The organism is Bradyrhizobium sp. AUGA SZCCT0158, assembly GCF_018130065.1.
Taxonomy (GTDB): Bacteria; Pseudomonadota; Alphaproteobacteria; order Rhizobiales; family Xanthobacteraceae; genus Bradyrhizobium.
The window spans coordinates 286336-312765 of sequence record NZ_JAFCME010000001.1 but is presented as its reverse complement, the minus strand read 5'-3'; the positions used below and the strand labels follow the sequence as shown (position 1 = coordinate 312765).

General features: G+C 63.1%; 23 protein-coding genes. 17 read left to right on the top strand and 6 right to left on the bottom strand.

Annotated elements, in window-relative coordinates:
* Positions 1-5: 5 nt before the first annotated feature.
* The 5 genes from JQ574_RS01325 to JQ574_RS01305 are packed head-to-tail and all read left to right on the top strand — an operon-like array spanning position 6 to position 4911.
* Entirely contained in the window at positions 6-947 is a 942-nt protein-coding gene (locus tag JQ574_RS01325; protein ID WP_212205798.1) for an ABC transporter permease, read from the top strand.
* Positions 944-1867, top strand: a complete 924-nt coding sequence (locus JQ574_RS01320; protein WP_212205800.1) for an ABC transporter permease — start codon at positions 944-946, stop codon at positions 1865-1867. Before JQ574_RS01325 ends, JQ574_RS01320 begins: the two co-directional genes overlap by 4 nt.
* Before the next feature lie 10 nt (positions 1868-1877).
* Positions 1878-2867, top strand: a complete 990-nt coding sequence (locus JQ574_RS01315) for an ABC transporter ATP-binding protein (protein ID WP_212205802.1) — start codon at positions 1878-1880, stop codon at positions 2865-2867.
* 23 nt (positions 2868-2890) lie between these two features.
* A complete protein-coding gene (locus JQ574_RS01310) occupies positions 2891-3871 on the top strand; it encodes an ABC transporter ATP-binding protein (protein ID WP_212276052.1) in 981 nt (326 codons plus the stop codon).
* Between the two features lie 17 nt (positions 3872-3888).
* Positions 3889-4911 carry a putative FMN-dependent luciferase-like monooxygenase gene (locus JQ574_RS01305; RefSeq protein WP_212205804.1) on the top strand — a complete coding sequence of 341 codons (1023 nt, stop codon included), beginning with the start codon at positions 3889-3891 and terminating at the stop codon, positions 4909-4911.
* Between the two features lie 203 nt (positions 4912-5114).
* Here JQ574_RS01305 and JQ574_RS01300 read toward each other — a convergent pair whose 3' ends face one another.
* From JQ574_RS01300 to JQ574_RS01280, 5 genes are all read right to left on the bottom strand, one after another.
* On the bottom strand, positions 5115-5900 hold the full coding sequence (locus JQ574_RS01300; protein ID WP_212205806.1) for an ABC transporter ATP-binding protein: 786 nt from the start codon (positions 5898-5900) through the stop codon (positions 5115-5117).
* A complete protein-coding gene (locus JQ574_RS01295; protein ID WP_212206010.1) occupies positions 5897-6670 on the bottom strand; it encodes an ABC transporter permease in 774 nt (257 codons plus the stop codon). Before JQ574_RS01295 ends, JQ574_RS01300 begins: the two co-directional genes overlap by 4 nt.
* An 86-nt stretch (positions 6671-6756) precedes the next feature.
* A complete protein-coding gene (locus tag JQ574_RS01290) occupies positions 6757-7701 on the bottom strand; it encodes an ABC transporter substrate-binding protein (RefSeq protein WP_212205809.1) in 945 nt (314 codons plus the stop codon).
* Between the two features lie 132 nt (positions 7702-7833).
* Positions 7834-8577: a histidine utilization repressor gene (hutC, locus tag JQ574_RS01285; protein WP_212205811.1), complete on the bottom strand. Its 744-nt coding sequence runs from the start codon at positions 8575-8577 to the stop codon at positions 7834-7836.
* Positions 8574-9932, bottom strand: coding sequence for a formimidoylglutamate deiminase (locus JQ574_RS01280; RefSeq protein WP_212205813.1), 1359 nt, complete (start codon positions 9930-9932; stop codon positions 8574-8576). The genes hutC and JQ574_RS01280 overlap by 4 nt, the downstream gene beginning before the upstream one ends.
* Before the next feature lie 89 nt (positions 9933-10021).
* On the opposite strand from JQ574_RS01280, the gene hutI reads away from it, so the two are divergent.
* From hutI to hutU, 3 genes are read left to right on the top strand one after another with little or no spacing between them, the layout of a single operon-like run.
* Positions 10022-11236, top strand: a complete 1215-nt coding sequence (gene hutI, locus JQ574_RS01275; RefSeq protein WP_212205815.1) for an imidazolonepropionase — start codon at positions 10022-10024, stop codon at positions 11234-11236.
* Complete coding sequence (hutH, locus tag JQ574_RS01270; protein ID WP_212205817.1) at positions 11233-12792, top strand: histidine ammonia-lyase; 1560 nt, start codon at positions 11233-11235, stop codon at positions 12790-12792. Before hutI ends, hutH begins: the two co-directional genes overlap by 4 nt.
* 58 nt (positions 12793-12850) lie before the next feature.
* Positions 12851-14521 carry a urocanate hydratase gene (hutU, locus tag JQ574_RS01265; protein WP_212205819.1) on the top strand — a complete coding sequence of 557 codons (1671 nt, stop codon included), beginning with the start codon at positions 12851-12853 and terminating at the stop codon, positions 14519-14521.
* A 15-nt stretch (positions 14522-14536) separates the two neighbouring features.
* Here the strand turns inward: hutU and JQ574_RS01260 are convergent, their stop codons facing one another.
* Entirely contained in the window at positions 14537-15493 is a 957-nt protein-coding gene (locus tag JQ574_RS01260) for a tripartite tricarboxylate transporter substrate binding protein (protein WP_212205826.1), read from the bottom strand.
* Between the two features lie 470 nt (positions 15494-15963).
* On the opposite strand from JQ574_RS01260, the gene JQ574_RS01255 reads away from it, so the two are divergent.
* The 9 genes from JQ574_RS01255 to JQ574_RS01215 all read left to right on the top strand — a co-directional run bounded on the left by JQ574_RS01255 (position 15964) and on the right by JQ574_RS01215 (position 26420).
* Positions 15964-16686 (top strand): FadR/GntR family transcriptional regulator, encoded by a 723-nt coding sequence (locus JQ574_RS01255; RefSeq protein ID WP_212205828.1) that lies wholly within the window; start codon positions 15964-15966, stop codon positions 16684-16686.
* Between the two features lie 14 nt (positions 16687-16700).
* Complete coding sequence (locus JQ574_RS01250; RefSeq protein ID WP_409363374.1) at positions 16701-17639, top strand: dihydrodipicolinate synthase family protein; 939 nt, start codon at positions 16701-16703, stop codon at positions 17637-17639.
* A 39-nt stretch (positions 17640-17678) separates the two neighbouring features.
* On the top strand, positions 17679-18608 hold the full coding sequence (locus JQ574_RS01245; protein ID WP_212205838.1) for a Gfo/Idh/MocA family protein: 930 nt from the start codon (positions 17679-17681) through the stop codon (positions 18606-18608).
* 1 nt (position 18609) lies between these two features.
* The gene (locus JQ574_RS01240; protein WP_312014644.1) at positions 18610-19716 is read left to right on the top strand and encodes an aldose epimerase family protein; all 1107 of its coding nucleotides are present in this window, start codon (positions 18610-18612) and stop codon (positions 19714-19716) included.
* Positions 19717-19726: 10 nt separating this feature from the next.
* Positions 19727-20614 carry an SMP-30/gluconolactonase/LRE family protein gene (locus JQ574_RS01235; protein ID WP_212205840.1) on the top strand — a complete coding sequence of 296 codons (888 nt, stop codon included), beginning with the start codon at positions 19727-19729 and terminating at the stop codon, positions 20612-20614.
* 184 nt (positions 20615-20798) lie between these two features.
* Positions 20799-21863 carry a multiple monosaccharide ABC transporter substrate-binding protein gene (gene chvE, locus JQ574_RS01230; protein WP_212205842.1) on the top strand — a complete coding sequence of 355 codons (1065 nt, stop codon included), beginning with the start codon at positions 20799-20801 and terminating at the stop codon, positions 21861-21863.
* Positions 21864-21967: 104 nt separating this feature from the next.
* Complete coding sequence (gene mmsA, locus JQ574_RS01225; RefSeq protein WP_212205844.1) at positions 21968-23557, top strand: multiple monosaccharide ABC transporter ATP-binding protein; 1590 nt, start codon at positions 21968-21970, stop codon at positions 23555-23557.
* Positions 23554-24744: a multiple monosaccharide ABC transporter permease gene (mmsB, locus tag JQ574_RS01220; protein WP_212205846.1), complete on the top strand. Its 1191-nt coding sequence runs from the start codon at positions 23554-23556 to the stop codon at positions 24742-24744. Before mmsA ends, mmsB begins: the two co-directional genes overlap by 4 nt.
* A gap of 92 nt (positions 24745-24836) precedes the next feature.
* On the top strand, positions 24837-26420 hold the full coding sequence (locus JQ574_RS01215) for a GMC family oxidoreductase (protein WP_212205865.1): 1584 nt from the start codon (positions 24837-24839) through the stop codon (positions 26418-26420).
* Positions 26421-26430 lie beyond the last annotated feature (10 nt).

The following is a 26430-nucleotide window of genomic DNA, read 5'->3' as shown; positions in this document are numbered from 1 at the left end:
CCGACATGCTCTCGTATATCCTGCGGCGCATTCTCTCGACCTTGCCCGTGATGGGGATCGTCGCGCTGTTCGTCTTCAGCCTGCTTTATATCGCGCCGGGCGATCCCGCCGCGGTGATTGCAGGCGACCAGGCGAGCCCCGCCGACGTTGAGCGGATACGCCAAAGCCTCGGCCTCGACCGGCCGTTCCTTGTCCAGTTCGGCAGCTGGCTATGGGACATCTTGCACGGGAATCTCGGCACCTCGATCTTCACCAATTTGCCGGTCTCCAAGATGATCGCGCAGCGCATCGAGCCGACACTCTCGCTGATGGCGATTACGCTTGTCCTGACCATCCTTGTCGCGGTGCCGCTCGGCGTGATGGCGGCATGGAAGGCGGGAAGCTGGATCGATCGCACCATCATGGCCTTTGCCGTGTTCGCCTTCTCGCTTCCCGTCTTTGTCGTCGGCTATGTCCTCGCCTACGTGTTCGCGCTGCAGTTCGAATGGCTTCCGGTGCAGGGCTATACGCCGCTGTCCAATGGCGTCTGGCCATGGTTCCAGAACCTGATCCTGCCGTCGCTCGCGCTTGGCAGCGTCTACATCGCGCTGATCGCGCGCATTACCCGGGCGTCGATGCTCGAGGTGCTGCAGCAGGACTATGTCCGCACCGCCCGCGCCAAAGGCCTTGACCAGCGCAGCATCTTGTTCGTTCACGCGCTGAAGAACGCGGCGGTTCCGATCGTGACGGTGATCGGTATCGGCATCGCGCTTTTGATCGGCGGCGCGGTGGTCACCGAAAGCGTGTTCGCCATTCCGGGCCTCGGCCGGCTCACGATCGACGCGATCCTGCGCCGCGACTACCCTGTCATCCAGGGCATCGTGCTGCTGTTCAGTTTCCTCTATGTGCTGGTCAATCTGATGGTCGACGTCACCTACACCCTGGTTGACCCGAGGATCCGCTATTGACCGTCCTGGAAACCAGCACGGTACGGATACCGCCGGGCCTTGTGGTCGCGCCGCAATTGCCGGACCTGCTGGCGCCGGTCAAAATTCGGCGCGGCGTGCTCGGCTTCCTGCGCAACCATCCGACGGTGGCGATCGGCAGTGCTTTGCTGCTCTGTCTCGTCCTGGTCGGAGTGCTGGCGCCCTGGCTTGGGACCGTCGATCCGACCGCGATCGCGCCCGCCAAGCGTACGCGCATGCCTTCCGCGGACTACTGGTTCGGGACTGACTTGCTCGGCCGCGACATCTATTCACGCGTGATCTACGGGGCGCGGGTCTCGCTTACGGTCGGTCTTTCGGTGGCGGTGCTGGCCTCGCTGGCCGGTCTCGCCATCGGCCTTGTCTCCGGGTTCGTACGATGGGCCGACGGCATCATCATGCGGTTCATGGACGGGCTGATGTCGATCCCGCCGATCCTGCTTGCGGTTGCGCTGATGGCGCTGACGCGCGCCAGCGTCGGCAACGTGATTTTGGCGATCACGGTAGCGGAAATCCCCCGCGTCTCGCGCCTGGTGCGCAGCGTCGTGCTGTCGCTGCGCGAGCAGCCCTATGTGGACGCCGCGATAGCTTCCGGCACACGAACGCCGATGATCATCCTGCGCCACATCCTGCCCAACACGCTGGCGCCGATGTTGGTCCAGGCGACTTATATCTGCGCCAGCGCCATGATCGTGGAATCCATTCTCTCCTTCATCGGCGCCGGCACACCACCCACCATTCCGTCCTGGGGCAACATCATGGCCGAGGGCAGGGCGCTGTGGCAGGTCAAACCCTACATCGTATTCTTTCCCGCTGCGTTCCTGTCCGTCACCGTGCTTGCCGTCAACCTGCTTGGCGACGGGCTGCGTGACGCGCTCGATCCGCGAATGGCCAAGAGCCTGTAGAGAGCCTGTAATGGCATTGCTCGAAGTCGAAAATCTGCAGACCCATTTCCGGACCCCCGAGGGCATCAACCGCGCCGTCGACGGTGTTTCCTTCCATGTCAATGAAGGCGAGACGCTGGCCATCGTCGGCGAATCCGGTTGCGGCAAGTCGGTCACCTCGATGTCGTTGATGCGTTTGATCCCCGAACCTCCGGGCAAGATCGCAGGCTCGATCCGCTTCCAGGGCAAGAATTTGCTGCAACTCTCCGAGCGCGAAATGCGCGACATCCGTGGCAACGACATTTCGATGATCTTCCAGGAGCCGATGACGAGCCTCAATCCGGTGCTGACCGTCGGCCGCCAGATCGGCGAGACGCTGCGCATGCATCAGGGGCTCGACAAGCAGGCCGCCGAGGCCCGCGCCGTCGAGATGCTGAATCTGGTCGGCATCCCGGAGTCGGTGCGGCGCGTGCGCGAATATCCGCATCAGCTTTCCGGCGGAATGCGCCAGCGCGTGATGATCGCGATGGCGCTGGCCTGCAACCCAAAACTTCTGATTGCCGACGAGCCGACCACGGCGCTCGACGTCACGATCCAGGCGCAGATCCTGCAGTTGATGCTGGACCTCAAGCGTCGGGTCGGTGCGGCGATCATTCTGGTCACCCATGATCTCGGCGTGGTCGCCGAAATCGCCGAGCGCGTCATGGTGATGTATGCCGGCCGCAAGGTCGAGGAGGCGCCGGTGGCCGAGCTGTTCCGCTCGCCGCGTCATCCCTATACGCAGGGTCTGCTCGGCGCGGTGCCGAAGCTCGGCTCTTCGTTGACAGGGGCCGCGCGGCGTCTCGCCGAAATCCCGGGCCAGGTGCCCAGCCTCAAAGGACGGATCGAGGGCTGTGTGTTCGCGGGGCGGTGCGCGCTGGCGACCGATCTCTGCCGGCAGGTCGCGCCAGGTCTTGAAGAGAAGGGCCCCCGCCATATCGCTGCCTGCCACTATGCCGCCAAGGAGGCGGCTGCAGCATGAACGCGCCACTGCTCCAAGTCCCTCTGCAAGTCCCGTTGCTGCAGGTCAACGATCTCAAGAAGCATTTTCCGGTCCGCGGTGGCTTGTTCAGCCGCAAATCCAAGTGGGTCTATGCGGTGGACGGCGTGTCCTTTGAGGTCGCGCGCGGCGAGACGCTGTCGCTGGTCGGCGAGTCCGGTTGCGGCAAGTCGACGGTCGGTCGCGCGATTCTGCGCCTGTTCGACATCACGGCAGGCCAGGTGGTGCTCGACGGCCAGCGCATCGACGATGCTTCACCCGCAGCCCTGCGCAGCATGCGCCGCCGTGTGCAGGTGGTGTTCCAGGATCCGTTCTCCAGCCTCAATCCGCGCATGCGCGTGCGCGACATCCTGGCTGAGCCGATCCGCAATTTTGGTCTCGCCAAATCCTCCGCCGAACTCGACGCCAAGGTTGCAGCGCTGATGGACACCGTGCGCCTGCCGCGTGACGCGCTGGGCCGCCGGCCGCACGAATTCTCGGGCGGCCAGCGCCAGCGCATCGGTATCGCCCGGGCATTGGCGGCGGAGCCCGAACTGATCGTCTGCGACGAAGCGGTCTCGGCGCTCGACGTCTCGGTCAAGGCGCAGATCGTCAACCTGCTGCAGGATCTGCAGCGCGAGTTCGGCCTCGCGTTGCTCTTCATCAGCCACGATCTGGCGATCGTCGAGCACATGACGCACCGTGTCGCCGTGATGTATCTCGGCAAGATCGTCGAGATGGCGCCCAGGCAGCAGATCTTCACCGCGCCCAGGCATCCCTATACCAGAGCGTTGCTGTCGGCGGTGCCGGTGCCGGAGCCCGGGGCGATCCGCAACCCGATCATCCTGAAGGGCGACGTGCCGAGCCCGATCAATCCGCCGAGCGGTTGTCGATTCCACACCAGGTGCCCCTACGTGTTCGATCGCTGCCGGACCGAGGAGCCGAAACTTCGCGCGGTTGCCGACGACCAGTGGGCCGCGTGTCATCTCGACGCGCTGCCGGTCTGATCGCTTCGAAGGGCTTCATGAATCATCTGCCAAATTTGAAGCGATTGGGTTTTTTCACGCGGCTGCTCGACGACGTGGGTCCGGCGGAACGATATCGCCTCGCGGCAGCGCAGATCGTCCACGCGGAAACAGCAGGTCTTGATTCCGCGTGGATCGCGCAGCACCATTTTCATGAAAGCGAGGGCGGGCTTCCGGCGCCCTTCGCTTTTCTCGGCTTCGTCGCGGCACAGACATCCCGCATTCGTCTCGGTACCGGCATCGTTACCCTGCCGCTGGAAAATCCCGTAAGAGTGGCGGAGGACGCCGCGGTCCTCGACCTGTTATCAAACGGCCGTTTTGAGCTTGGTGTCGGCACCGGCGGAAACCCGTCAGCCTTTGCCGCCTTTGGGCTGGACAGTGGACAACGCGCGGAGATTTTTGCTGACAATCTCGACATCGTCCGCAACGCCTTGACCGGCGGGCCGCTGGCCGGCGGCGATAGGCTCTATCCACCGGGGCCGCAACTGTGCGACCGGATCTGGCAGGCGACCTTTTCCGTCAGCGGCGGGACGAGGGCCGGCAAAGCGGGCGACGGTTTGCTGTTGTCGCGAACACAGCCACGATCAAGGGAAGCGCCGCACGCGACGCTCGCCGAAATTCAGAACCCCATCATCGACGCCTATCTCGCCGGACTGCCGCCCGGGCGCGAGCCGCGGATCATGGCATCGCGCAGCATCTTCGCCGCCGACGATCGCAAGGAGGCGCTGCGGCTGGCCGACATCGGATTGCGGCGTGCGCGCGCGAGCTTCATCGCCGGCGGCCATGCCCCGCCGGGGGGAGCGTTGAGCGACATGATCACCGCATTCGATACCCATGTCGGGACGCCTAATGATGTCATCGCCTCGCTGCGCGCCGACAGCATTTTGGAGCGGGTGACCGATCTTGTGTTTCAGGCGCATTCGGTCGACCCGCCGCACCCATTCGTTCTGCGATCGATCGAGCTGATCGCCGAAAAAGTTGCGCCGGCGCTGGGCTGGATCAAGACAGTTGAGGTGGAATAACTTTTGGATCGGTCCGGTACACGTCATCCCCGCGCAACGGCTTCGCCGTTGTCGCTGGAGGTGCGAGCCCTGCGGTGCATTTGCACCGCTGGGCGAGCCTCGAAGGATGGGCTGCGGGCGCTTCTCATTCTTCGAGGCGCGCAAGCCAGCGGCGCAATTGCGCCGCCGAGCGCACCTCAGGATGACGCGATACGGTGCGAATACTAGGCATCAACCGCCACCTTCAAGGCCTCGGCACGGATCTCCTCCACCAGCCGTTCCTTCAGCTGGACGAATTCGGGCGCGGTCTTGATCTTGTAGGATCGCGGGTGGGGCAGATCGACCGCGATCTCGGCCTTGATGCGGCCGGGGCGGGCGCTCATGACGATGACGCGGCTGCCGAGGAAGATGGCTTCCTCGATGTCGTGGGTGACGAACAACACGGTTTTCTGGTCGCGCTCCCAGATGCCGAGCAGCATTTCCTGCATCAGCACGCGGGTCTGGTTATCGAGTGCGCCGAACGGCTCGTCGAGCAGCAGAATCTTGGGATCGTTGGCAAGCGCACGCGCGATCGCCGTGCGTTGCTGCATGCCGCCGGAGAGCTGCTTTGGCCAGTGATTTTCGAAGCCGGACAAACCAACCCGTTGGATGAAGCCATCGGCGATCTTGCCGCGTTCCGCTTCAGACACGCCGCGCTCGCGCAGCCCGAACGCGATGTTTTCCCGCACCGTCAGCCACGGGAATAACGTGTAGGACTGAAACACCATGCCGCGATCCGCGCCGGGGCGCGTTACCTCCTGCCCGTCGAGAATGACGCGACCGCTGGTCGGCCGGTCGAGCCCGGCGATGATGCGCAGCAGCGTGGATTTTCCGCAGCCCGATGGCCCAAGGATGGTGACGAAGTCGTTGTTGCCGACATCAAGATTGGTCGGCTCCAGTGCGCGCGTCGGCGCATTGCCCTGGCGCGCAGGGAACGTGCGCGAGACCTGATCGATCTTGAGCGTGGTCACGCTAGTCTCCATGGAAACAGCCAGGCGTTGAACGCCTTGAACAGGAAGTCGGACACGAGGCCGATCAGCCCGATGACGATGATGCCGAAAATGATCTGCCCGGTGTTGAGCAGCGCCTGGCTGTCGGTGATCATGTGGCCGATGCCCGAGGATGAGCCGATCAGTTCGGCGACAATGACATAGGTCCACGCCCAACCCAGGACGAGCCGAAGGATTTCCGCGATCTCGGGGGCAGACGAGGGCAACAGCACGCGGCGGATGATACCGCTGTCGCCGGCGCCAAGAGTGTAGGCGGCTTCAACGAGATCGCGCCTCGTGTTGCCGACGTTCACGGCGATCATCAGGATGATCTGGAATATCGAGCCGATGAAAATCACCAGCAGCTTTTGCAGTTCGCCGATGCCGGCCCAGAGGATCAACAGCGGGATGAAGGCCGAGGCGGGCAGGTAACGGGCGAACGAGACGAACGGTTCGAGAAAAGCCTCGATCGGTTTGTAAGCCCCCATCAGAACGCCGAGCGGCACCGCGATGATGGCCGCCAGCACGAAGCCGCCGATCACCCGCCATATCGTCATGCCGATATCGTACAGGAAGCCATGCTTGACCAGCAGTTCCCAGCCTTCCTGCAGCATGGTCAGCGGGTTGGCGAGAAACGTTTTTGACACGTAGCCGCCAAGCGTGGCCCATGCCCAAAGGGCAACGAACAGTACGAAGAACGCGAAGCCGTAGGCCACGCGCTGCTTCGACGTCACGGGATCGAGGGGTCTTATCAAAGGCTAATCCTCAAGGCGGAGCGCAGAGCGCGAAATGTCCCGCTTCAAATTCGTGAAGCGGGACCGTCGCGGCGTCGCCTGGTCTACTTGATGAAGCTCGCGTCGAAGAGGTCTTCGGTCTTCGGGATCGATTTGATGATGCCGATCTCGAGCAGCAGCTCTCCAGCTTCCTTGGTGAAAGCCTGGAACTCGCCCGCGAAGAATTTCTGGTTCGCGGCCTTGTCCTGCCAGCGCAGATACTTTGCCGAATTGCCGAACTGCTCGCCGGACTGCTTCACGTCGGATCCCATGATCTCGTAAGATTTGGCCTTATCCTTTTCGATCAGGGCCACCGCCTCGAAATAACTGTCGGCCAGCGCTTGCGCGGCCTTTGGATTCTCGGTCAGGAATTTCGGCGTGCAGCCGAACGTGTCCATGATCATCGGATAGTCGAGCGTGGTGGCGATGATCTTGCCCTTGTCCGGCGCGGCACGCACCGTCGAGAGGTAAGGCTCATAGGTCATGGCCGCATCGTTCTGGCCGGCCACGAAGGCCTGCGCGGCCGCGGCGGGCTCCAGGTTCACCACGGTCACGTCCTTGACCGTGAGACCGTTCTTCTTGAGCATCCAGGCCAGGGTGAAATAGGGGGCGGTGCCGGGGGCGGACGCGGCGACCGTCTTGCCCTTCAGATCCTTGATCGCGGCGACGTCGTTTCGTGTTGCCATGCCGTCGGCGCCGTAGCTCTTGTCGAGCTGGAAGATCTGCTTGGTCGCGACGCCATTGGCATTCCAGGAAATCCAGGTTTCCACCGTGGTCGCCGCGCACTGAATGTCACCTGACGCAATGGCCAGATGGCGATCTTTTTGCGGGATCTTCTTGATCGTCACGTCGAGGCCGTTCTTCTTGAAGATGCCCGCCTGGTTTGCGAGCGTGAGCGGTGCAAAGCCGGTCCAGCCGGAGATACCGATGCCGACCTTTACGTCCTGTGCGACGGCTGGTGCGGACACCAGGAGTGCCGCGGTTGCGGCGAATACTCTAAAACTAAGCATGGCTGTATCCCTTTTCTGGTTCATGGATTGCGTCTTGCTCACCTGTTCGGCAGCGTTGCTGCTTTTGTAATTCCTGCTTTGTAACTTGCGTTGCATAAATTGTGCCGGACCTTCTGCGCATTGATATCCCTCTCAGCCGCCCTTGAAGCGGGCAACCAGTTTGTGGGACTCGCCCGGATAAACGAGCCTCACGGCCGTCAGTGTCCGTGCACTGCGCCAGGTGTGGCGGTCGATCACGAGGCAGGGCGCACCGATCGCAATGTCCAGTGCGGCTGCGGCCTTGTCGTCGGCCACGATAGCGCTGATCGAATGCTCTGCTTCCGTCCATGGGACATGGTGAAGCAACCACGTGCCGGGCGGTTCGACCGCAAAATCGGCCGTGGCGGCTTCGGGCACCGCGTCGAGATCGATCAGCCTGTCCTCGATCGCGAACGGCACGCCATCGGCGCTGTGGCGACAGGCAATGGCGATCACTTTCCCGGTTTTCCGCACACCAAGACGCGCGCGGTCGGCGGCATTTGCAGTGCGGCGCGAGCACTGGATCAGCTGATAGCCATAGCTGCGGCCGAGCGCGGTGATCTCCGCGCGGATGTCGGGAATTGTCAGGACTGCTGACAGAAATTTGGGACGGCGCACAAAGGTGCCGGCCCGCCGCCGCCGCTCGATGAGATCGGCTTGCGCCAGTTCCGACAGCGCCTTGCTCACGGTCATTCGCGCGCAGCCATAGCGCGCCATGAGTTCGTGTTCGAACGGGATGCGGTGACCCGGCGGCCATTCACCGGTCAGGATGCGACGTTCGATGTCGAGGCGTATCTGCTTGTACAGCGTCGGCTTGTCGGCTGTCTGGTGTTTGTCGCGGTCGATCGAGAGGCTCATGCGACGAGCCTTCGCACGGCAACGTTGAATGTCTCGCGCGCCTTCTGGCGGAGCCGGTGCCGCCCGCCTTCAACGACCTTGCTGCCGCCTGCCCAGACGCAGTCGATAGCCCCCGCATTGGCCGCAAAAATCCAACCGTCGATGACCGCATCCCGATGGCGCCCGGCGAGCGACGGATGCGCGGTGTCGAGCGTGACGATATCGGCGCGTGCGCCTGCCTGGATTCCTGTGGTCGGCTGTGCGAGCGCCTGGGTGCCGCCGGCCAGCGCGGCGTCGAACAACGCCCGTCCGGTCGAAATACCGGGACCGCCGGACAACACATTGCGCTCGCGGTGTTTGAGCCGCTGGCCATATTCGAGCTGGCGCAGTTCATCGGCGACGCCGATGAGGACATTGGAATCAGTGCCCACGCCGAACCGGCCGCCGGCGTCGAGGAATTCGCGCGCCGGAAAAGTACCGTCGCCAAGGCTTGCTTCGGTAACCGGGCAGAGGCCCGCGACGGCGCGGCTTTTGGCAAGCGCGGCGATCTCGGTTGCGGTGGTGTGCGTCGCATGGATCAGGCACCAGCGCCGATCGACGGGCGCTTGTTCGAGCAGCCACTCGACCGGCCGCCGGCCCGACCATGCGAGGCACTCCTCGACTTCCCTGGTCTGTTCGGCGGCATGGATATGGATCGGCCCGCCTTCGGCCAACGGCACGATGGCCGCCAGTTCGTCCGGCGTCACGGCGCGCAGGCTGTGCGGGGCGATGCCGACATTGGCGCCGGGCAACGCACGGACGGCCAGCCTTGTGGCGGCAATCAGTTTGGCGAACTGGTCGACTGAACAGATGAAGCGGCGCTGGCCGGCATGGGGCGCGGCGCCACCAAAGGAGCCGTGCGCGTAGAAACTCGGCAGCAGCGTTAGCCCGATGCCGGTGGCCTCGGCGGCTTGCGCAATTCGCGTCGCCATCTCGGCCGGATTGGCATAGGGCGTGCCGTCGTGGTCGTGATGGAGATAGTGGAATTCCCCGACGCGCGTGAAACCTTGCTCGAGCATCTCGACATAGAGCAACGTTGCGACGGCTTCGGTGTCTTCGGGCGTCATATCAAGCGCGAAGCGATACATCGTCTCGCGCCATGTCCAGAAGGTATCGGCGGTATTACCGCGTGTTTCGGCAAGCCCCGCCATGCCACGCTGGAACGCGTGACTGTGCAGGCTCGCTATTCCCGGGATGGCCAGCTGGTGGCGTTCGTCGTCGGCCTCCGGCGCCGCGCCGACGGTAATCCTGGTGATGATCCCATCGGCCACAACCACCTGCACGTCATCGGCCCACCCGGACGGGAGCAGCGCTGACGCGAAATGCAGAGTGGACATGTTTTCCAAACCGGCTGGACAGAACACCGGCACGATAATATGTATAGACATATCGTCCCGTCAAGCTTCTGCCTTTGAGGGAATGCTGCATGGCCGAGCGTTTTGATCGAATTTGGCATAATGCCCGACTCGCCACCATCAGGGAGGATCTGCCCGACCTCGGCGTGATCGAGCACGGCGTGATCGCCGCGCGGGATGGCCGCATCGTCTTCGCCGGCAGCCGTTCCGATTTTCCGTCTGACGCCGACACGAGTGAGCGGATCGATTGCGAGGGGCGGTGGATCACGCCGGGACTGATCGATTGTCATACCCATCTGGTGTTCGGCGGAAACCGCGCGCACGAGTTCGAGCTGCGGCTGCAGGGCGCCAGCTATGAGGAGATCGCGCGGGCGGGCGGCGGCATCGTCTCAACGGTTGCCGCGACGCGGGCCTCCAGCGAAGCCGACCTCGTTGCCGGCGCGCTGCCGCGGTTAGATTCGCTGATCGGCGAGGGCGTGACGACAGTGGAGATCAAGTCCGGCTATGGGCTCAACACCGAGACCGAGATGCGACAGCTGTCCGCCGCGCGTGCGTTGGGCCGCGACCGCCGGGTCAGCGTCCGAACCAGCTTTCTTGGCGCGCATGCGTTGCCGCCGGAGGCCGATGGCGACAAGGATCGCTACATCGAGCTTGTTTGCCGCGAGATGCTGCCGGCCGTGGCGCAGGCCGGGCTTGCGGACGCTGTCGACGCCTTCATGGAAGGCATCGCCTTTTCAGACGATCAAACGGCGCAGGTGTTTCGCGCGGCCAAGGCACTGGGATTGCCGGTCAAACTGCATGCGGATCAATTGTCGAACCTCGGCGGAGCGGCCCTTGCTGCGGAATTCTCTGCTCTATCCGCTGATCACCTGGAACACACGGATGAAGCCGGCGCCTCGGCCATGGCGCGGGCTGGCACGGTGGCCGTGCTGTTGCCGGGCGCGTTCTATTTCATTCGCGAAATCACAAAACCGCCCGTCGAACTGTTCCGTGCCCACGGCGTCAACATGGCGCTCGCGACCGATTGCAATCCCGGCAGTTCGCCGCTGACGTCGCTTCTACTGGCCATGAATATGGGCGCGACGCTGTTCCGGATGAATGTTGCCGAATGCCTGGCCGGTGTGACGCGGGAAGGGGCGCGCGCACTCGGCATTCTCGGCGAGACCGGCACGCTCGTAACAGGCAAATGGTGCGATCTGGCGATCTGGGATATCGAGCGGCCCGCCGAACTCGTCTACCGGATGGGCTTCAACCCGTTGCATTCGAGGGTGTGGAGGGGACGATGAGCGACCGCGTCGCATCCATTGTTGTTTCGCCGGGAATGGTTGGCCTCGATGAACTGGCGCAGGTGCTTGCGGGCGAGGCCGTCGCGCTCGATCCATCCTTTCTGCCGCGCGTCGAGGCGGCTGCGGCCATCGTTGCGAAGGCCGCGGGCGCTGATGTTCCGGCTTACGGCATCAATACGGGGTTCGGAAAACTGGCGTCGAAGCGAATTCCACCGGACCAGACGACGCTGCTGCAACGAAACCTGATCGTGTCGCATTGTTGTGGCGTAGGGCCGCCGACGCCGGAGCCGATCGTGCGCCTCATGATGGCGCTGAAGATCGTCTCCCTGGGGCGGGGCGCGTCAGGTGTTCGCCGCGACATCATCGAGCAACTGCAGGCCATGCTGGCGCGCGGTATTTATCCGCTGGTGCCGCAGCAGGGATCGGTGGGCGCGTCGGGCGATCTGGCGCCGCTGGCGCATATGACAGCCGTCATGATCGGTGAGGGGCAGGCGCTGATTGATGGCAAGGTCATGCCGGGCCTTGATGCGCTGGCTTCCGCCGGCCTCGCGCCGGTGACGCTCGGGCCGAAGGAAGGGCTCGCCTTGATCAACGGCACGCAGTTTTCGACGGCCTATGCGATTTCGGGTCTGTTGCGCGCGCACGGCCTGCTCTGCGCGACGCTGGTGACCGGCGCCTTGTCGGTCGATGCGGCGATGGCTTCGACAGCGCCGTTTCGCGCCGAGATCCAGCAGTTGCGAGGGCATGCCGGGCAGATCGCCGCCGGGGCGGCGCTGACAGCGTTGCTGGAGGGCAGTGACATCAGGAACTCGCATCTGGAGGGCGACGAGCGGGTGCAGGATCCGTATTGCCTGCGTTGCCAGCCGCAGGTGGCCGGCGCCGTACTTGACCTGCTGACGCAAGCCGCCCGCACATTGACGATCGAGGCCAACGCGGTCACCGACAATCCGCTGGTGCTGGTAGAGACCGGAGAGATCGTCTCGGGTGGAAATTTTCACGCCGAGCCGGTTGCCTTTGCCGCCGACCAGATCGCGCTGGCCTTGTCCGAGATCGGCGCCATCAGCGAGCGGCGCATTGCGACACTGGTCGATCCCGCGTTGAACTTTGGTCTGCCGCCATTCCTCACACCGGAGCCCGGCATCAATTCCGGCTTCATGATTGCCGAAGTGACGGCGGCCGCGCTCTATGCCGAGAACAAGCAACGTGCCGCGGCCTGCTCGATCGATTCGACACCGACCAGCGCCAACCAGGAAGACCATGTGTCGATGGCCGCGCATGCCGCGCGCCGGTTGTCTGACATGGCGGATAATCTTGCGACCATTCTCGGCATCGAGCTGCTGGTGGCGGCGCAGGGCATCGGGCTGCGCGCGCCGCATACGACCAGCCCGGCACTTGCTGCGGTGATTGCTACGCTGCGTGAGCAAGTACCGGCGCTCGGTGGCGATCGCTACATGGCCGACGACATTGCGAAAGCAACAGCGCTGGTCGCAGCCGGTGCATTGCCATCAGCCGCGATTTCGGTGCTCAAGAACAACCCGTTTCCAATGCTTGCCTGAACAAGACTTGCTGAACAAGACTTGCCTGAACAAGACTTGCCGAGAAAGGTCATCTGTCATGAACCGCCGACTGGACAACGACCGCGTCATCCGATCGCCGCAGGGGTCCGAGATCAGCGCCAAGAGCTGGCTCACCGAAGCGCCGCTCCGAATGCTGATGAACAATCTCGATCCTGATGTTGCGGAACGACCGAGCGAACTCGTCGTCTATGGCGGCATTGGCCGCGCAGCCCGCGACTGGGACAGTTTCGATCGCATCGTTGCGTCACTGCGCAAGCTCGAAGCCGACCAGACGCTGGTGGTTCAGTCGGGCAAGCCGGTCGGAATTTTCCGCACCCATCCCGATGCGCCGCGCGTGCTGATCGCGAATTCGAACCTGGTACCGCACTGGGCGACGCTCGATCACTTCAATGAGCTCGACAAGCAGGGCTTGATGATGTTCGGGCAGATGACGGCCGGCTCCTGGATCTACATCGGCAGCCAGGGCATCGTGCAGGGGACGTACGAAACGTTCGTCGAGGTGGGTCGCCGTCATTACGGCGGCAGCCTCGCGGGCAAGTGGATCCTGACCGCAGGGCTCGGAGGCATGGGCGGCGCGCAACCGCTTGCCGCGACGATGGCCGGTGCGTCGATGCTCGCGGTCGAATGCCAGCCGAGCCGCATCGAGATGCGGCTGCGCACGGGTTACCTCGACCGTCAGGCCAGCACGCTCGATGAGGCGCTCGCGATCATGGCGGAGGCGGCGCAGAGCAACAAGCCCGTCTCGGTCGGCCTGCTCGGCAACGCCGCCGATATTTTTCCCGAGCTGGTGCGCCGTGGTGTCAGGCCCGACATCGTCACCGACCAGACCAGCGCGCACGATCCGATCAACGGCTATCTGCCGAAGGGATGGACGCTTGCCGAGTGGACGTCCAGGCGCGAGGCCGATCCGAAAGCAGTTGAGGCGGCGGCGAAGACTTCCATGGTCGGCCACGTCCAGGCCATGCTGGATTTCCACGCCCAGGGCATTCCGACGCTCGACTACGGCAACAACATCCGCCAGATGGCGAAGGACATGGGATTGAAGAACGCGTTCGATTTCCCCGGCTTCGTCCCGGCCTATATCCGTCCGCTGTTCTGCCGCGGCGTCGGGCCATTCCGGTGGGCCGCGCTATCGGGGGATCCTGAAGACATTTTCCGCACCGATGCCAAGGTCAAGGAGCTGATGCCTGACGACAAGCATCTGCACAACTGGCTCGACATGGCCCGCGCGAGGATCAAGTTCCAGGGGCTGCCGGCGCGGATCTGTTGGGTCGGCCTTGGCGATCGCCACAGGTTGGGCCTGGCGTTCAACGAAATGGTGGCGCGCGGCGAACTGAAGGCGCCGATCGTGATCGGTCGCGATCATCTCGACAGCGGCTCGGTGGCGAGCCCGAACCGCGAGACCGAAGCGATGCGCGACGGCTCGGACGCGGTGTCGGACTGGCCGCTGCTCAATGCGCTGCTCAATTGTGCGAGCGGGGCCACGTGGGTCTCGCTGCACCACGGCGGCGGCGTCGGTATCGGCTATTCGCAGCACGCCGGCATGGTGATTGTCGCTGACGGAACGCCGGAGGCCGCGCGCCGCCTCGAGCGGGTGCTTTGGAATGACCCGGCGACGGGGGTCATGCGCCATGCGGATGCGGGCTATGAGACCGCGATCGAGTGTGCAAGGACCAACGGTCTCGATCTGCCTGGCTTACCGTCATAACCGGAATCGTCGGCTTCACTGAGGTACGATGCCGGCTTCTTTGGTCAGCGTTGCCCAACGCTCGATGTCGGCAGCCACGTGCTCGGCGAATTGTTTCGGCGAGAGCCACTGCGCTTCGAAGCCGATTTCGGCGAGGCGTTGGCGGACTGCGGGTTCGTCCAGAATTTCTCGGAGCGCCCCCGACAGCTGTTCAACCACCTCCGGCGGGGTCCCCTTGGGGGCGAACACCCCGGTCCACGCGGAGAGATTTCCTAAATCAACTCCCTGCTCCTGTACGGTCGGCAGTTCGGAGAGCAGCTTGGTCCGGTCCTTGGTGATGGTCACGAGCGCGCGAAGCTGGCCCGATCGCGCCAGCGGCAGGGTAGAAGTCACATCGTTGAACATCAGGGAAACGCGACCGGCAATGACGTCCGTAATGGCCTCCGGACTGCTCTTGTACGGCACAGCCTGGACATCGATACCGGCGCGACGTTTGAACATTTCGCCGGCAAGCTGGCCCAGCGCATTCGAATAGGCAAACGACATCGAGCCGGGCTTCTGCTTTGCAAGCGCGATCAGCTCGCCGACGCTTTTGGCCTCGATCCCGGGATTGACGACGAGGATATAGGGGAACAGGCCGACACGGGAGACGGGCGCAAAGTCGTCCTTGGGGGAATACTGGATGGATTTGAGCAGACTGGGGTTGGCGGCATGCGTGGATGATCCGCCGAACATCAGCGTGTAACCGTCCGGCGCGGAGCGCGCGGTCGCGACCGCACCGATCGCGCCGCTCGCGCCGGCGCGGTTTTCCACCACGATGGTCGTCTTGAGCATTTCGGCGAGCCGTTGCGTGACAATCCGAGCCACGCCGTCCGTGCCGCTGCCCGCGCCGAACGGCACGATCACGGTGATCCGACGGGAGGGGTATGTTTCTGCCGTTGCGACGCCGCACACGGCAAGAAGCGTTGCGAACGCAAGCACGGTACGGCGCATGGATCTGCTCCAAATGTCCACTGTCGATTCCCTCGGAGTGATGAAAGCCGGTTTGGCCGTGAAAAAATGCAACGGCGCACAGTGTTTTGGCTGAAGACATCGGTGGCGCCAGGTGTCCGGCGCGGGCGTTCGAAACGCTTTTTTCGACCGACGATGCGGTTGCCCGCAGGTCGCTGTTCATACCGGTTCACCGCTACAGTGTCTACAGTTTTCAGTTTTTACCCACGATGTGGAAACTGTTGACATGGCATGGCGCCAACGGCGCACCTTTGCGCAAGGCCGTGACAGGGACCGGAGGTCTTGCGGATACAGAGGGGATCAAAGAAAGTCATACTAATATGATAATATGCTATACAAGGCCCGGGGGTTGTGGCATGGGGGACATCGCGACAGCTTGATCTCGCCCGAAGAGGCGGGACGGTCCGCAACGATTAGGGAGCGAAACCAGCCATGACTCCACGAGACCTGTCATGAGGTCCGACCGGGTTGTGATTGCGCCGGGCCGCGGTCATTTCAGCCAGGTGGAAGTGACCCGGACGATCGGGATCGACATCATTGTCGGCCGCTATCCGGAAGGCGCCAGTCTGCCGCGCGATGCGGAGCTGACTGCCATGTTCGACGTCTCGCGCACCGTATTGCGTGAAAGCGTCAAGACGTTGTCCGCCAAGGGATTGCTCAACGCCAAGGCGGGCGTCGGCACGCGGGTCAGGGAACGTTCGGCCTGGAACATGTTCGATTCCGACGTGCTCGGCTGGCACCTCGAAGCCGGGATCGACAAGCGGTTTCTTCGTGATCTGGCCGACATCCGCCTCGCCGTCGAGCCGCATGCCGCAGCCCTTGCCGCCGGGCGACGGGCGGATGATGTGGTCGCTCAACTGCGCGACAGCATCGCAAAAATGCGCAGCTTTGCTTCTGATTCAATTGAATTCGCCGATGCCGATCTTCGGCTGCACCTCGACATCGCGACCAGTTCGGCCAACCCGTTCATGCGATCGATCGGCGCCGTGATCGAGGCGGCATTGCGCGCGTCGTTTCGGCTGAGCGCGCCGACCGAGGAGCGCGAGCGCGAACTCACCATCGCAGCCCACGAACGAATTGTCGACGCAATCGCCGAGCGGAATGCCGAGGCGGCCTCTGCGGCGATGAAGGAAGTTATCTTCAACGGCCTGCGCCGCCACGGCGCGGCTGGTTAAGGCGAAAGCGGAGAATGGTCATGGCAGCTTCCACCGTCGAACGACCTTATAAGGGCGTGTTTCCAGTCGTGCCGACGGTGTTTGACGGCGACGGCCGGCTCGATCTCGATGGACAGAAACGTGCCGTCGATTGCATGATCGATGCCGGCTCGCAGGGACTGTGCATCCTCGCCAACTTCTCCGAGCAGTTCGTGTTGACCGACGCCGAGCGCGACACGGTGCTCGACGCCGTATTGACCCACGTCGCGGGACGCGTCCCCGTCATCGTCACGACCACGCATTTTGCTTCGCACATCTGTGCTGAACGTTCGCGGCGAGCCCAGCAGGCCGGCGCCGCGATGGTGATGGTGATGCCGCCCTATCATGGCGCGACCATCCGGGTCGGGGAAAACGCCATCTACGAGTTTTTCCGCACCGTTTCGGATGCGATCTCGATTCCGATCATGATCCAGGATGCGCCGGTCGCCGGCACGGCCCTGTCAGCGGCCTTTCTCGCCCGCATGGCGCGCGAGCTTGCGAACATCGCCTATTTCAAGATCGAGACGCCCCAGGCTGCCGCCAAGCTGCGCGAGTTGATCGCGCTCGGCGGCGCGGCGATCGAAGGTCCGTGGGACGGCGAGGAGGCGATTACGCTGATGGCCGACCTTGATGCCGGCGCGACCGGCGCCATGACCGGCGGCGGTTATCCCGACGGCATTCGCCAAATCACCGATCCGTATTTCGCCGGCCGCCGCGCCGAGGCGGTTGCGGCCTATGAACGCTGGCTGCCGCTGATCAACTATGAAAACCGCCAGTGCGGCCTGATCGCCTGCAAGGCGCTGATGAAGGAAGGCGGCGTCATCAGGCACGAGACCGTTCGTCTTCCGCTTCAACCGCTGCATCCGGCCGTGCGGGCGGGCCTGATGGAAATCGCGAACCGGCTGAGTCCGCTGGTGCTGCGCTGGGGCAAGTGAGCCGCTGACATCGTTCCTCGAACGTCGGGAAGAACTGACGTGACCACCATTCGCATTGCCATCGTCGGCCTCGGCAAGATCGCCAGGGATCAGCATATTCCCGCGATATCAGGCACTGACGGCATCGAACTTGCGGCGATCGCCAGCCGCAATGCTTCGATCGACGGGATCGCGCATTTTACGACGCTTGACGAACTGCTGGGTGCCAGGCCCGACATTGATGCCGTTGCGCTCTGCACGCCGCCCCAGGTGCGCCATGTGCAGGCGGCGGCTGCGCTGAAGGCCGGCAAGCACGTGCTGCTCGAGAAGCCGCCGGGCGCCACCGTCAGTGAACTCGATCCTCTGGTCGCTGCGGCTAGGCAAACCGGACGAACGCTGTTTGCAACCTGGCATTCGCGTTTTGCGCCGGCCGTCGAACCCGCAAGAAATTTTCTCAGCGCTCGACAGATCAAGTCGGTGGTCGTCGAATGGAAGGAGGATGTCAGGGTATGGCATCCCGGCCAGGCTTGGATCTGGGAGCCGGGCGGGCTTGGCGTATTCGATCCCGGCATCAACGCGCTTTCGATCCTGACCCGCATCCTGCCGCGGCCGTTCTTTCTGACGGAAGCCGAGTTGTCCTTCCCGCGCAATCGCGCGGCGCCGATTGCGGCCGATCTCGTCTTTTCGGACGAGACGGGGATTCCGATCCGGGCGGAATTCGACTGGCGCCAGACCGGTCCGCAGATCTGGGATATCCGGGTCGAGACGGACGCCGGGTGGTTGACGCTCGCTTCCGGCGGCAGCCATCTCTCGCATGATGGCCATATCCTGGTTGACGAGCAGCAGGCGGAGTATCTCGGCATCTATCGGCGCTTCGTCGAACTGATCGCAAGCGGTGCGTCCGATGTCGATCTGTCGCCGTTGGTCCATGTCGCCGATGCCTTCATGCTCGGCCGGCGCCGCGACGTCGAACCATTCATCGAGGTATGACGTGACGCAGACAGGCCAATCACAGACAGCGAAGACTGTTCGCGAGATATTCGGGCATCTTCCGGACGGCACCGCGATCGAAATGGTGCGGCTGCGCGGTGCGGATGGTTTCGAGGTGCGCCTCATCACCTATGGTGCGGCGCTGCAGTCCATCTTCGTACCTGACCGGGCCGGGCGCCTTGCCGATGTGGTCCTTGGCCGCGATGATCTTGCAGGCTATCTCGCGGTTCGGCGTTTCCTCGGCGCCACGGTCGGGCGCTATGCCAACCGGATCGCGGGCGGCACCTTCGAACTCGATGGCGAACGCTTTCAGTTGCCCACCAACGACGGAGCCAACGCGCTGCATGGTGGGCTGCAAGGCTTCGATCGCAAACCATGGACCATCACGGCAATGGGTGAAGACCCGGCGCCTTACGTGACGCTGTCCTATGTCAGTCCTGATGGCGAGGAAGGCTATCCCGAAACGCTGAAAACCGAGACCACCTATCGCATTTCCGGTGGCAGCGAGCTCGCGCTCGAATTCTCAGGGGTGACCGACAAGCCGACGAACGTCAATCTGACCAACCACAGCTTCTTCAATCTCGCAGGTGTCGAGTCCAGTGGCGACGTGCTCGATCATCATCTGACGATCGCGGCGGACTCCTATCTGCCGATCAGTGCCGCCGGCATTCCGTTGGGCGCGCCAGGCAAGGTCGATGCAACGCCGTTTGATTTTCGCAAATCCTGTCCGGTCGGCGCCCGCCTGCGCGATGCGACCGAACAGGTTCAGATTCGGCAAGGCTACGACCACAATTTCTGTCTGCCCGGCGGCGCGACCACCGAGCCGCGCTTTGCCGCCCGCGTGGAAGACCCGAAGTCGGGCCGGGTTCTCGAACTCTGGACCAACCAGCCGGGCGTCCAGTTCTATTCCGGCAATTTTCTCGACGGGTCCGTGACCGGCAAGTATGGCCGCATTCACCGACAGTACGACGCGCTCTGCCTGGAACCACAGGTCTATCCCGACACGCCAAACCGTCCCGACTTTCCATCGGCGCGGCTCGATCCCGGGCAGACCTATCGTCACACGTCGCTGTATCGATTCTCGGTGAGTAAGGTTGCAGGGGAATAAGGGAGCTCGCGTGGAAGAAGTCGGCACCAGCATCCTGAGCGATTGGCATTGTCATCTCGGCGAGGGCTGCGCCTATGATGCGGCGACCGATACCGCATGGTGGTTCGATATCATCGAGCGCCAATTGTTTCGGGCCGACCTTGCATCCGGCGTGGTCACTTCGCACGCGCTTCCGCTGATGGCCAGCGTGCTGGCGTTCATCGACGACCAGCGCCAGTTGCTTGCGACCGAAAACGGCCTCTATGTCCGCGATATCGCGGATGGCCGCCTCACGCTTCATATGCCGCTCGAAGCGGACAATGCGGCAACCCGCTCCAACGATGGACGCGTGCATCCCTGCGGCGCGCTCTGGATCGGGACCATGGGCCTCAACGCCGAAAAGGGAGCCGGGGCGATCTATCGCTTCTACCGCGGCGAGCTGCTTCGGCTCTATGGTGACATTACCATCCCGAACGCGATCTGCTTTTCGCCCGACGGTGCCACGGCCTATTTCACCGATAGCAGCGAGGGCGTCCTTTACCGCGTCGCCGTCGACCCGGCGAATGCGGTGCCGATCGGAGAGCCCGAGACACTCTATGATAACAGCGGCGGGGTAGGCGGCCTGGATGGCGCCGTGGTCGACGCCGAGGGGTTGATCTGGAATGCGCGCTGGGGCGGATCCTGCATCGATGTCTATACCCCGGAGGGCGATCGGGTCCGCACCATCAGGATTCCGGCGAAGCAGCCGAGTTGCCCGGTCTTTGTCGGACGCAGTTTCGCTTCGCTGCTGGTCACCACGGCCTGGGAGGGCATGGACGAGCATGCCAGGGCTGCCGACCCGCACCACGGCCAAACCTTCGTTCTCGACGTCGGCGCACGGGGGCGGCCGGAACCTCGCATCAGGCTCGGTCACACATGATGGGTCGCTTCACAATACGGCGCATGAGCGCTGCATGTACTTGCGGAACCACAAGGTGTGACCGATCATCCGTTCACGTCTCCGCCGACCCGACGTTCCCCAATGATGCGCCGAGACGTTACCGGCGCCAAAAGCAAACCGCTGATAACGCGGCGATTAACGCTCAACACCTGGGAGTGAAAACATGAAACTACTCAAATCTGCTCTATCGGCCGTCTTGCTCGGCGCGGTCGCCCTTGCGCAACCCGCGCTCGCGCAAACCAAGCCCACTGTAGGCATCGCCATGCCCACCAAGGCTTCGGCGCGCTGGATCGATGACGGCAACAATATCGTCAAGGTGCTGAAGGAGCGCGGTTACAATACCGACCTGCAATACGCCGAAGACGACATTCCAAACCAGCTTTCCCAGATCGAGAACATGGTGACCAAGGGCGCCAAGGTACTGGTGATTGCTTCGATCGACGGCACCACCCTGTCCGATGTACTCAAGCAGGCCAAGGACAAGGGCATTACCGTGATCGCCTATGACCGGCTGATCCGCGACACCCCCAACGTCGACTATTATGCGACGTTCGACAATTTCCAGGTCGGCGTGCAGCAGGCGCAGTCGATCGAGCAGGGGCTGAAGCTGAAGGAAGGCAAGGGCCCGTTCAACATCGAGCTGTTCGGCGGCTCACCCGACGACAACAACGCCTATTTCTTCTACAACGGCGCGATGTCGGTGCTGCAGCCCTATATCGACAGCGGCAAGCTCGTGGTCGTGAGCAAGCAGATGGGAATGGACAAGGTCTCGACGCTGCGCTGGGACGGCGCCACGGCGCAGGCCCGGATGGATAATCTGCTCAGCGCGTTCTACACCACCAAACGGGTCGACGCGGTGCTTTCGCCCTATGACGGCCTTTCGATCGGCATCCTGTCGTCGCTCAAGGGCGTCGGCTACGGCAGCGGCAATATGCCGATGCCGATCGTGAGCGGTCAGGACGCCGAAGTGCCTTCCATCAAATCGATGCTGCGCGGCGAGCAATACTCCACGATCTTCAAGGATACCCGCGACCTTGCCAAGGTCACCGCCGACATGGTGGACGCGGCGTTGAGCGGCAAGACCGTAACGGTCAACGACACCACCACCTACAAGAATGGTGTCAAGGTCGTGCCGTCCTATTTGCTCAAGCCTGTCGTCGTCGACAAGACCAATTGGGAGAAAGTCCTGATCGACGGCGGTTATTACAAGAAGGCGCAAATCAACTAAGACGAGTTGTGACAAAGCGGATGGCCGTGGCAAAAGCGCGAAGCGCGTCTTCGTGGCATACGCCGCGGCCATCCCTTACTTCCTGCCGGTTCCAGGGAATTTGAATGACCACATTGCTTGAAATGCGCGGTATCGGCAAAGCCTTCGCCGGCGTCAAAGCGCTCGACGACGTCAATTTCACCGTAAGGCAGGGCGAGATCCACGCGCTGGTGGGCGAGAACGGCGCCGGCAAATCGACCTTGATGAAGGTGCTGAGCGGCGTCTATCCCGATGGCAGCTATGACGGCAGCATCATCTATGACGGCCAGGTGCGCCACTTCCGCGACATCAACGATTCCGAGGCGCTTGGCATCATCATCATTCATCAGGAGCTTGCGTTGATCCCGCTGCTCTCGATCGCGGAGAACATCTTCATTGCCAATCCGCCGTCGCGCTTCGGCATGATCGATCGCGACGCGGTCTACAGGCGGTCGCAGCAGCTGCTGGCGAAAGTGGGGCTCAATGAGGCGCCGGATACGCTGGTCACCGATATCGGCGTCGGCAAGCAGCAACTGGTCGAGATCGCCAAGGCGCTGTCCAAGGAAGTGCGCCTTCTGATTCTCGACGAGCCGACCGCCAGCCTGAACGAAAGCGACAGCGCGGCGCTGCTCGACCTTCTGCTCGAGTTTCGCTCCCATGGCATGTCCGCGGTCCTGATCTCGCACAAGCTCAACGAGGTGGCCCGCGTCGCCGACCGCATTACGGTGCTGCGCGATGGCCGTACTGTCGATACGCTGGATTGTGAGCAGGGTGCGGTCGAGGAGGATCGCATCATCCGCAAGATGGTGGATCGCGACCTCGAGCATCGCTTTCCGAAGCGGGAGCCTGACATCGGCGAGGTGGTGTTCAAGGTCGAGAATTGGTCGGTCTATCATCCCCAGCATGCCGACCGGCAGGTCATCAAGAATGTGGACTTTCAGGTTCGCCGCGGCGAGATCGTCGGTATCGCCGGTTTGATGGGCGCAGGGCGCACCGAATTCGCCATGAGCCTGTTCGGCCGTTCCTGGGGCCGCAACATCACGGGTCGCGCCTTGCTGCATGGTCGCGAGATCGACCTCTCGACCGTGAGCCGCGCCATCGACGCTGGCCTCGCCTACGTCACCGAGGATCGCAAGCAGCTCGGCCTGCTGCTCGCTGAAGACGTGCGCAAGAACATCACGCTTGCCAATCTCGATAGCGTCGCAGCCGGCCGCGTCATCGACGACATCAAGGAGTTGCAGGTGGCGAGCGATTATCGCAACCGCATGCGCATCCGCTGTTCCGATGTCTATCAGACGTCCGGCAACCTGTCCGGCGGCAACCAGCAAAAGGTGGTGCTGTCGAAATGGCTGTTCACCGATCCGGAAATCCTGATCCTGGACGAGCCGACCCGCGGTATCGACATCGGCGCCAAGTATGAGATCTATTGCATCATCAACGAGCTGGCCGATGCCGGCAAGGCCGTCATCGTGATCTCGTCGGAAATGCCGGAATTGCTCGGGATCTGTGACCGCATCTGCGTCATGAACGGTGGGGCCTTTGTCGGCGAGTTCGATCACGCCGAGGCGACGCAGGAAAAAATCATGCGGGTCATCGTGCGCAAGGGCGAGCAACTGGTCGACAGAGACCTGGAACGAAAACTGGAAGAGAAGTTATTGGGAGAGGCGCATCCATGAGCGATAACACCGTGATGCTTCCCGAGGCGCGCAAGCATGCGGGCTTTCTCAAGGCCAATTTGCGCGAATACGGCATGTTGTTGTCGCTGTTCGCGATCATGCTGTTCTTCGAGGTCGTTACCGACGGCACGCTGCTGCGCCCGCTCAACCTCACCAATCTGGTGCTGCAGAACAGCTATATCGTGATCATGGCGCTCGGCATGCTGCTGGTCATCGTCACCGGGCACATCGATCTGTCGGTCGGATCGGTCGCGGGCTTCATCGGCGCGATCGCCGCGGTGCTGATGGTACGTTACGGCATGCATTTCATTCCAGCCGCGATCATCTGCCTCGCGCTCGGTGGGCTGATCGGTGCGGCACAGGGTTACTGGGTGGCCTATTTCAAGATTCCGTCCTTTATCGTCACGCTGGCCGGCATGCTGGTGTTCAAGGGGCTGGCGCTGGCGGTGTTGCAAGGCCAATCGGTCGGCCCGTTTTCACCGACGTTCCAGAAACTTTCCTCCGGGTTCATTCCTGAACTGTTCCCCGGCGCCGGCTCGCTCAACCCGACCTCGCTATTGATCGGCGCCGTGCTGGCGCTTGGCCTGGTATACGTCAGCGTCACGACGCGCGCCCGCCGGGCCAGCCATGGTGTCGAGGTCGAGCCCACCGCTTTCTTTGCGCTCAAGAACGCAGTCCTGTTCGGCGTGGTGATGTATTTTACCTATCTGATCGCTTCGCATCGTGGTCTCCCCAACGTACTGGTGATCATGATCGCGCTGATCGCGCTCTATGGTTTCGTCACCGCGCGAACCACCATTGGCCGGCAGATCTATGCCGTCGGCGGCAATGAAAAGGCGGCCAAGCTTTCCGGCATCAAGACCGAACGGCTGACCTTCCTCACCTTCGTCAACATGGGTGTGCTGGCGGCGCTCGCCGGCCTGGTGTTCGCAGCAAGGCTCAACACCGCGACACCAAAGGCCGGGGTCGGCTTCGAGCTCGACGTGATCGCCGCATGCTTCATCGGCGGGGCCTCGGCCTATGGCGGCGTCGGGCGGGTCGCCGGCGCCGTGATCGGCGCGCTGATCATGGGGGTGATGAACAATGGCATGTCGATCCTCGGCATCGGGATCGACTACCAGCAGGTGATCAAGGGCCTCGTGTTGCTGGGCGCGGTATGTCTTGACGTCTATAACCAGCGACGCTGAGGTGGCACAGTTCGCTTAGCGCCGCTATCGTGTCAGTCTGCGGTTTGTACCCTCCGCGATTGCGATTTTCTGGAACATCGAGAAGTAACGCCATGTATGACGTCATTGTAGTCGGCGGCGGTTCTGCCGGTGCCGCGGTTGCCGCCCGGCTCTCCGAGGATCCTGCCAGGCGCGTGCTGCTGCTGGAAGCGGGCCTCGACTGGCGTGCCGATGAGGCGCCCTGGGAAGTCCGGACGCCGAACCCAATTCCGATCATTCACCAGCGCGAATATCAGGAGAAATGGCAGTGGCCTAATCTGCTGACGCGCCGGGTGGCGGGGCAGGAGGCACGCTTCTATTGGCGCGGTAAGGGACTCGGCGGCAGTTCGATGATGAACGGCCAGATCGCCATCCGCGGTGTGGCTGACGCGTTCGACGAATGGGCGGCCGGTGGCTGCACCGGCTGGTCCGCAAAAGAGGTCATGCCGCTGTTCTCGGTCATCGAGGACGATTTCGAGTTCGGCGACCGCGCAGGCCATGGCCGCGGCGGACCGTTGCCGGTCTATCGCGCGCCGCCGGAGAAGTGGGGGGCGATCGATCGTGGACTCCGTGACGCCGCGCTGGCATCGGGATATCCGTGGTGTGCCGATCTCAACGGACCGGATGGCGAGGGCGTCGCCTGCTATCCGATCAACAGCCGCGACAGCCGCCGCATCACCACCAATGAGGCCTATCTGGAGCCGGCGCGCGGCCGCGCCAATCTGGAAATTCGCGGGCATGCGCTGGTCGATCGGCTCCTGATCAGGGACGGCCAGGCAACCGGCGTGCTGGTTCACGTCGAAGGGCAGGGCAGTTTGGAAATCAGCGCACGCGAGATCGTGCTGTGCGCCGGCGCCATTCACAGCCCGGCGATCTTGCTGCGTTCGGGCATCGGCCCGGCCGACGAGCTGAAGGCGATGGGCATCGCGGTCGAGCGCGACCTGCCGGTCGGCAAGCATTTCTTCGACCATCCGCTGTTTCGCGCCACCATCAAGCTGCGCGAGGAAGTTCGGCCGACAGACCCGGATACGCGTCATACCAATTGCTGCGTGACCTATTCATCCGGGCTTGCGGATGGCGGCAAGCGCGACATGATCCTGATCGCCTTCAACCATCGCGGCATCGGCAACCCCGGCGCCATCGGTGCGGGGCTGTTCAACGCCTATTCGCGCGGCAATTTGAGGCTGGCTTCGACCGACCCGTCGATCGACCCGATCGTCGAGGAAAACATGCTCGCCGATGACCGCGACCTGCTGCGCATGGTCGATGCCGTGAAGCGGCTGGCCGTGCTTACCACCCAGCCGGCGCTGGCCGACATCGCCGAGTGGATTCGCCTGATCGACACCGATCTCACGCTGCCGCAGGCCGCGGCGCTGCCGAATGGGGAGCTCGAAGCGCTGCTCCGTCGCGACACCGGCGACATTCAGCATGCGGCCGGTTCCTGTCGCATGGCTGATTTCAACGACGCCAATGGCGTTGTGAATCCGGATGGTACCGTGAAGGGCATCGCCGCGCTGCGTGTGGCGGACGCCTCGATCATGCCGTCCGATTGCCGCGCCAATACCCATTTCACCACGGTGGTGATTGGCGAGGCGATTGCGCGGATGATGATGCGGAAGACGGACGTGTCGAACGCCGCCGCCGCCATGGCGCTATAAGAAACTTGGA

Excerpts from the sequence above, each read along its gene's own strand:
- hutH (WP_212205817.1), top strand. The coding sequence starts at position 11,233 with ATGAGCGACCGCGTCGCATCCATTGTTGTTTCGCCGGGAATGGTTGGC.
- JQ574_RS01325 (WP_212205798.1), top strand. The coding sequence starts at position 6 with ATGCTCTCGTATATCCTGCGGCGCATTCTCTCGACCTTGCCCGTGATG.
- JQ574_RS01215 (WP_212205865.1), top strand. The coding sequence starts at position 24,837 with ATGTATGACGTCATTGTAGTCGGCGGCGGTTCTGCCGGTGCCGCGGTT.
- JQ574_RS01250 (WP_409363374.1), top strand. The coding sequence starts at position 16,701 with ATGGTCATGGCAGCTTCCACCGTCGAACGACCTTATAAGGGCGTGTTT.
- hutC (WP_212205811.1), bottom strand. The coding sequence starts at position 8,577 with ATGAGCCTCTCGATCGACCGCGACAAACACCAGACAGCCGACAAGCCG.
- JQ574_RS01255 (WP_212205828.1), top strand. The coding sequence starts at position 15,964 with ATGAGGTCCGACCGGGTTGTGATTGCGCCGGGCCGCGGTCATTTCAGC.
- hutU (WP_212205819.1), top strand. The coding sequence starts at position 12,851 with ATGAACCGCCGACTGGACAACGACCGCGTCATCCGATCGCCGCAGGGG.
- JQ574_RS01260 (WP_212205826.1), bottom strand. The coding sequence starts at position 15,493 with ATGCGCCGTACCGTGCTTGCGTTCGCAACGCTTCTTGCCGTGTGCGGC.
- JQ574_RS01305 (WP_212205804.1), top strand. The coding sequence starts at position 3,889 with ATGAATCATCTGCCAAATTTGAAGCGATTGGGTTTTTTCACGCGGCTG.
- mmsB (WP_212205846.1), top strand. The coding sequence starts at position 23,554 with ATGAGCGATAACACCGTGATGCTTCCCGAGGCGCGCAAGCATGCGGGC.
- JQ574_RS01315 (WP_212205802.1), top strand. The coding sequence starts at position 1,878 with ATGGCATTGCTCGAAGTCGAAAATCTGCAGACCCATTTCCGGACCCCC.
- mmsA (WP_212205844.1), top strand. The coding sequence starts at position 21,968 with ATGACCACATTGCTTGAAATGCGCGGTATCGGCAAAGCCTTCGCCGGC.
- JQ574_RS01280 (WP_212205813.1), bottom strand. The coding sequence starts at position 9,932 with ATGTCCACTCTGCATTTCGCGTCAGCGCTGCTCCCGTCCGGGTGGGCC.
- JQ574_RS01290 (WP_212205809.1), bottom strand. The coding sequence starts at position 7,701 with ATGCTTAGTTTTAGAGTATTCGCCGCAACCGCGGCACTCCTGGTGTCC.
- hutI (WP_212205815.1), top strand. The coding sequence starts at position 10,022 with ATGGCCGAGCGTTTTGATCGAATTTGGCATAATGCCCGACTCGCCACC.
- chvE (WP_212205842.1), top strand. The coding sequence starts at position 20,799 with ATGAAACTACTCAAATCTGCTCTATCGGCCGTCTTGCTCGGCGCGGTC.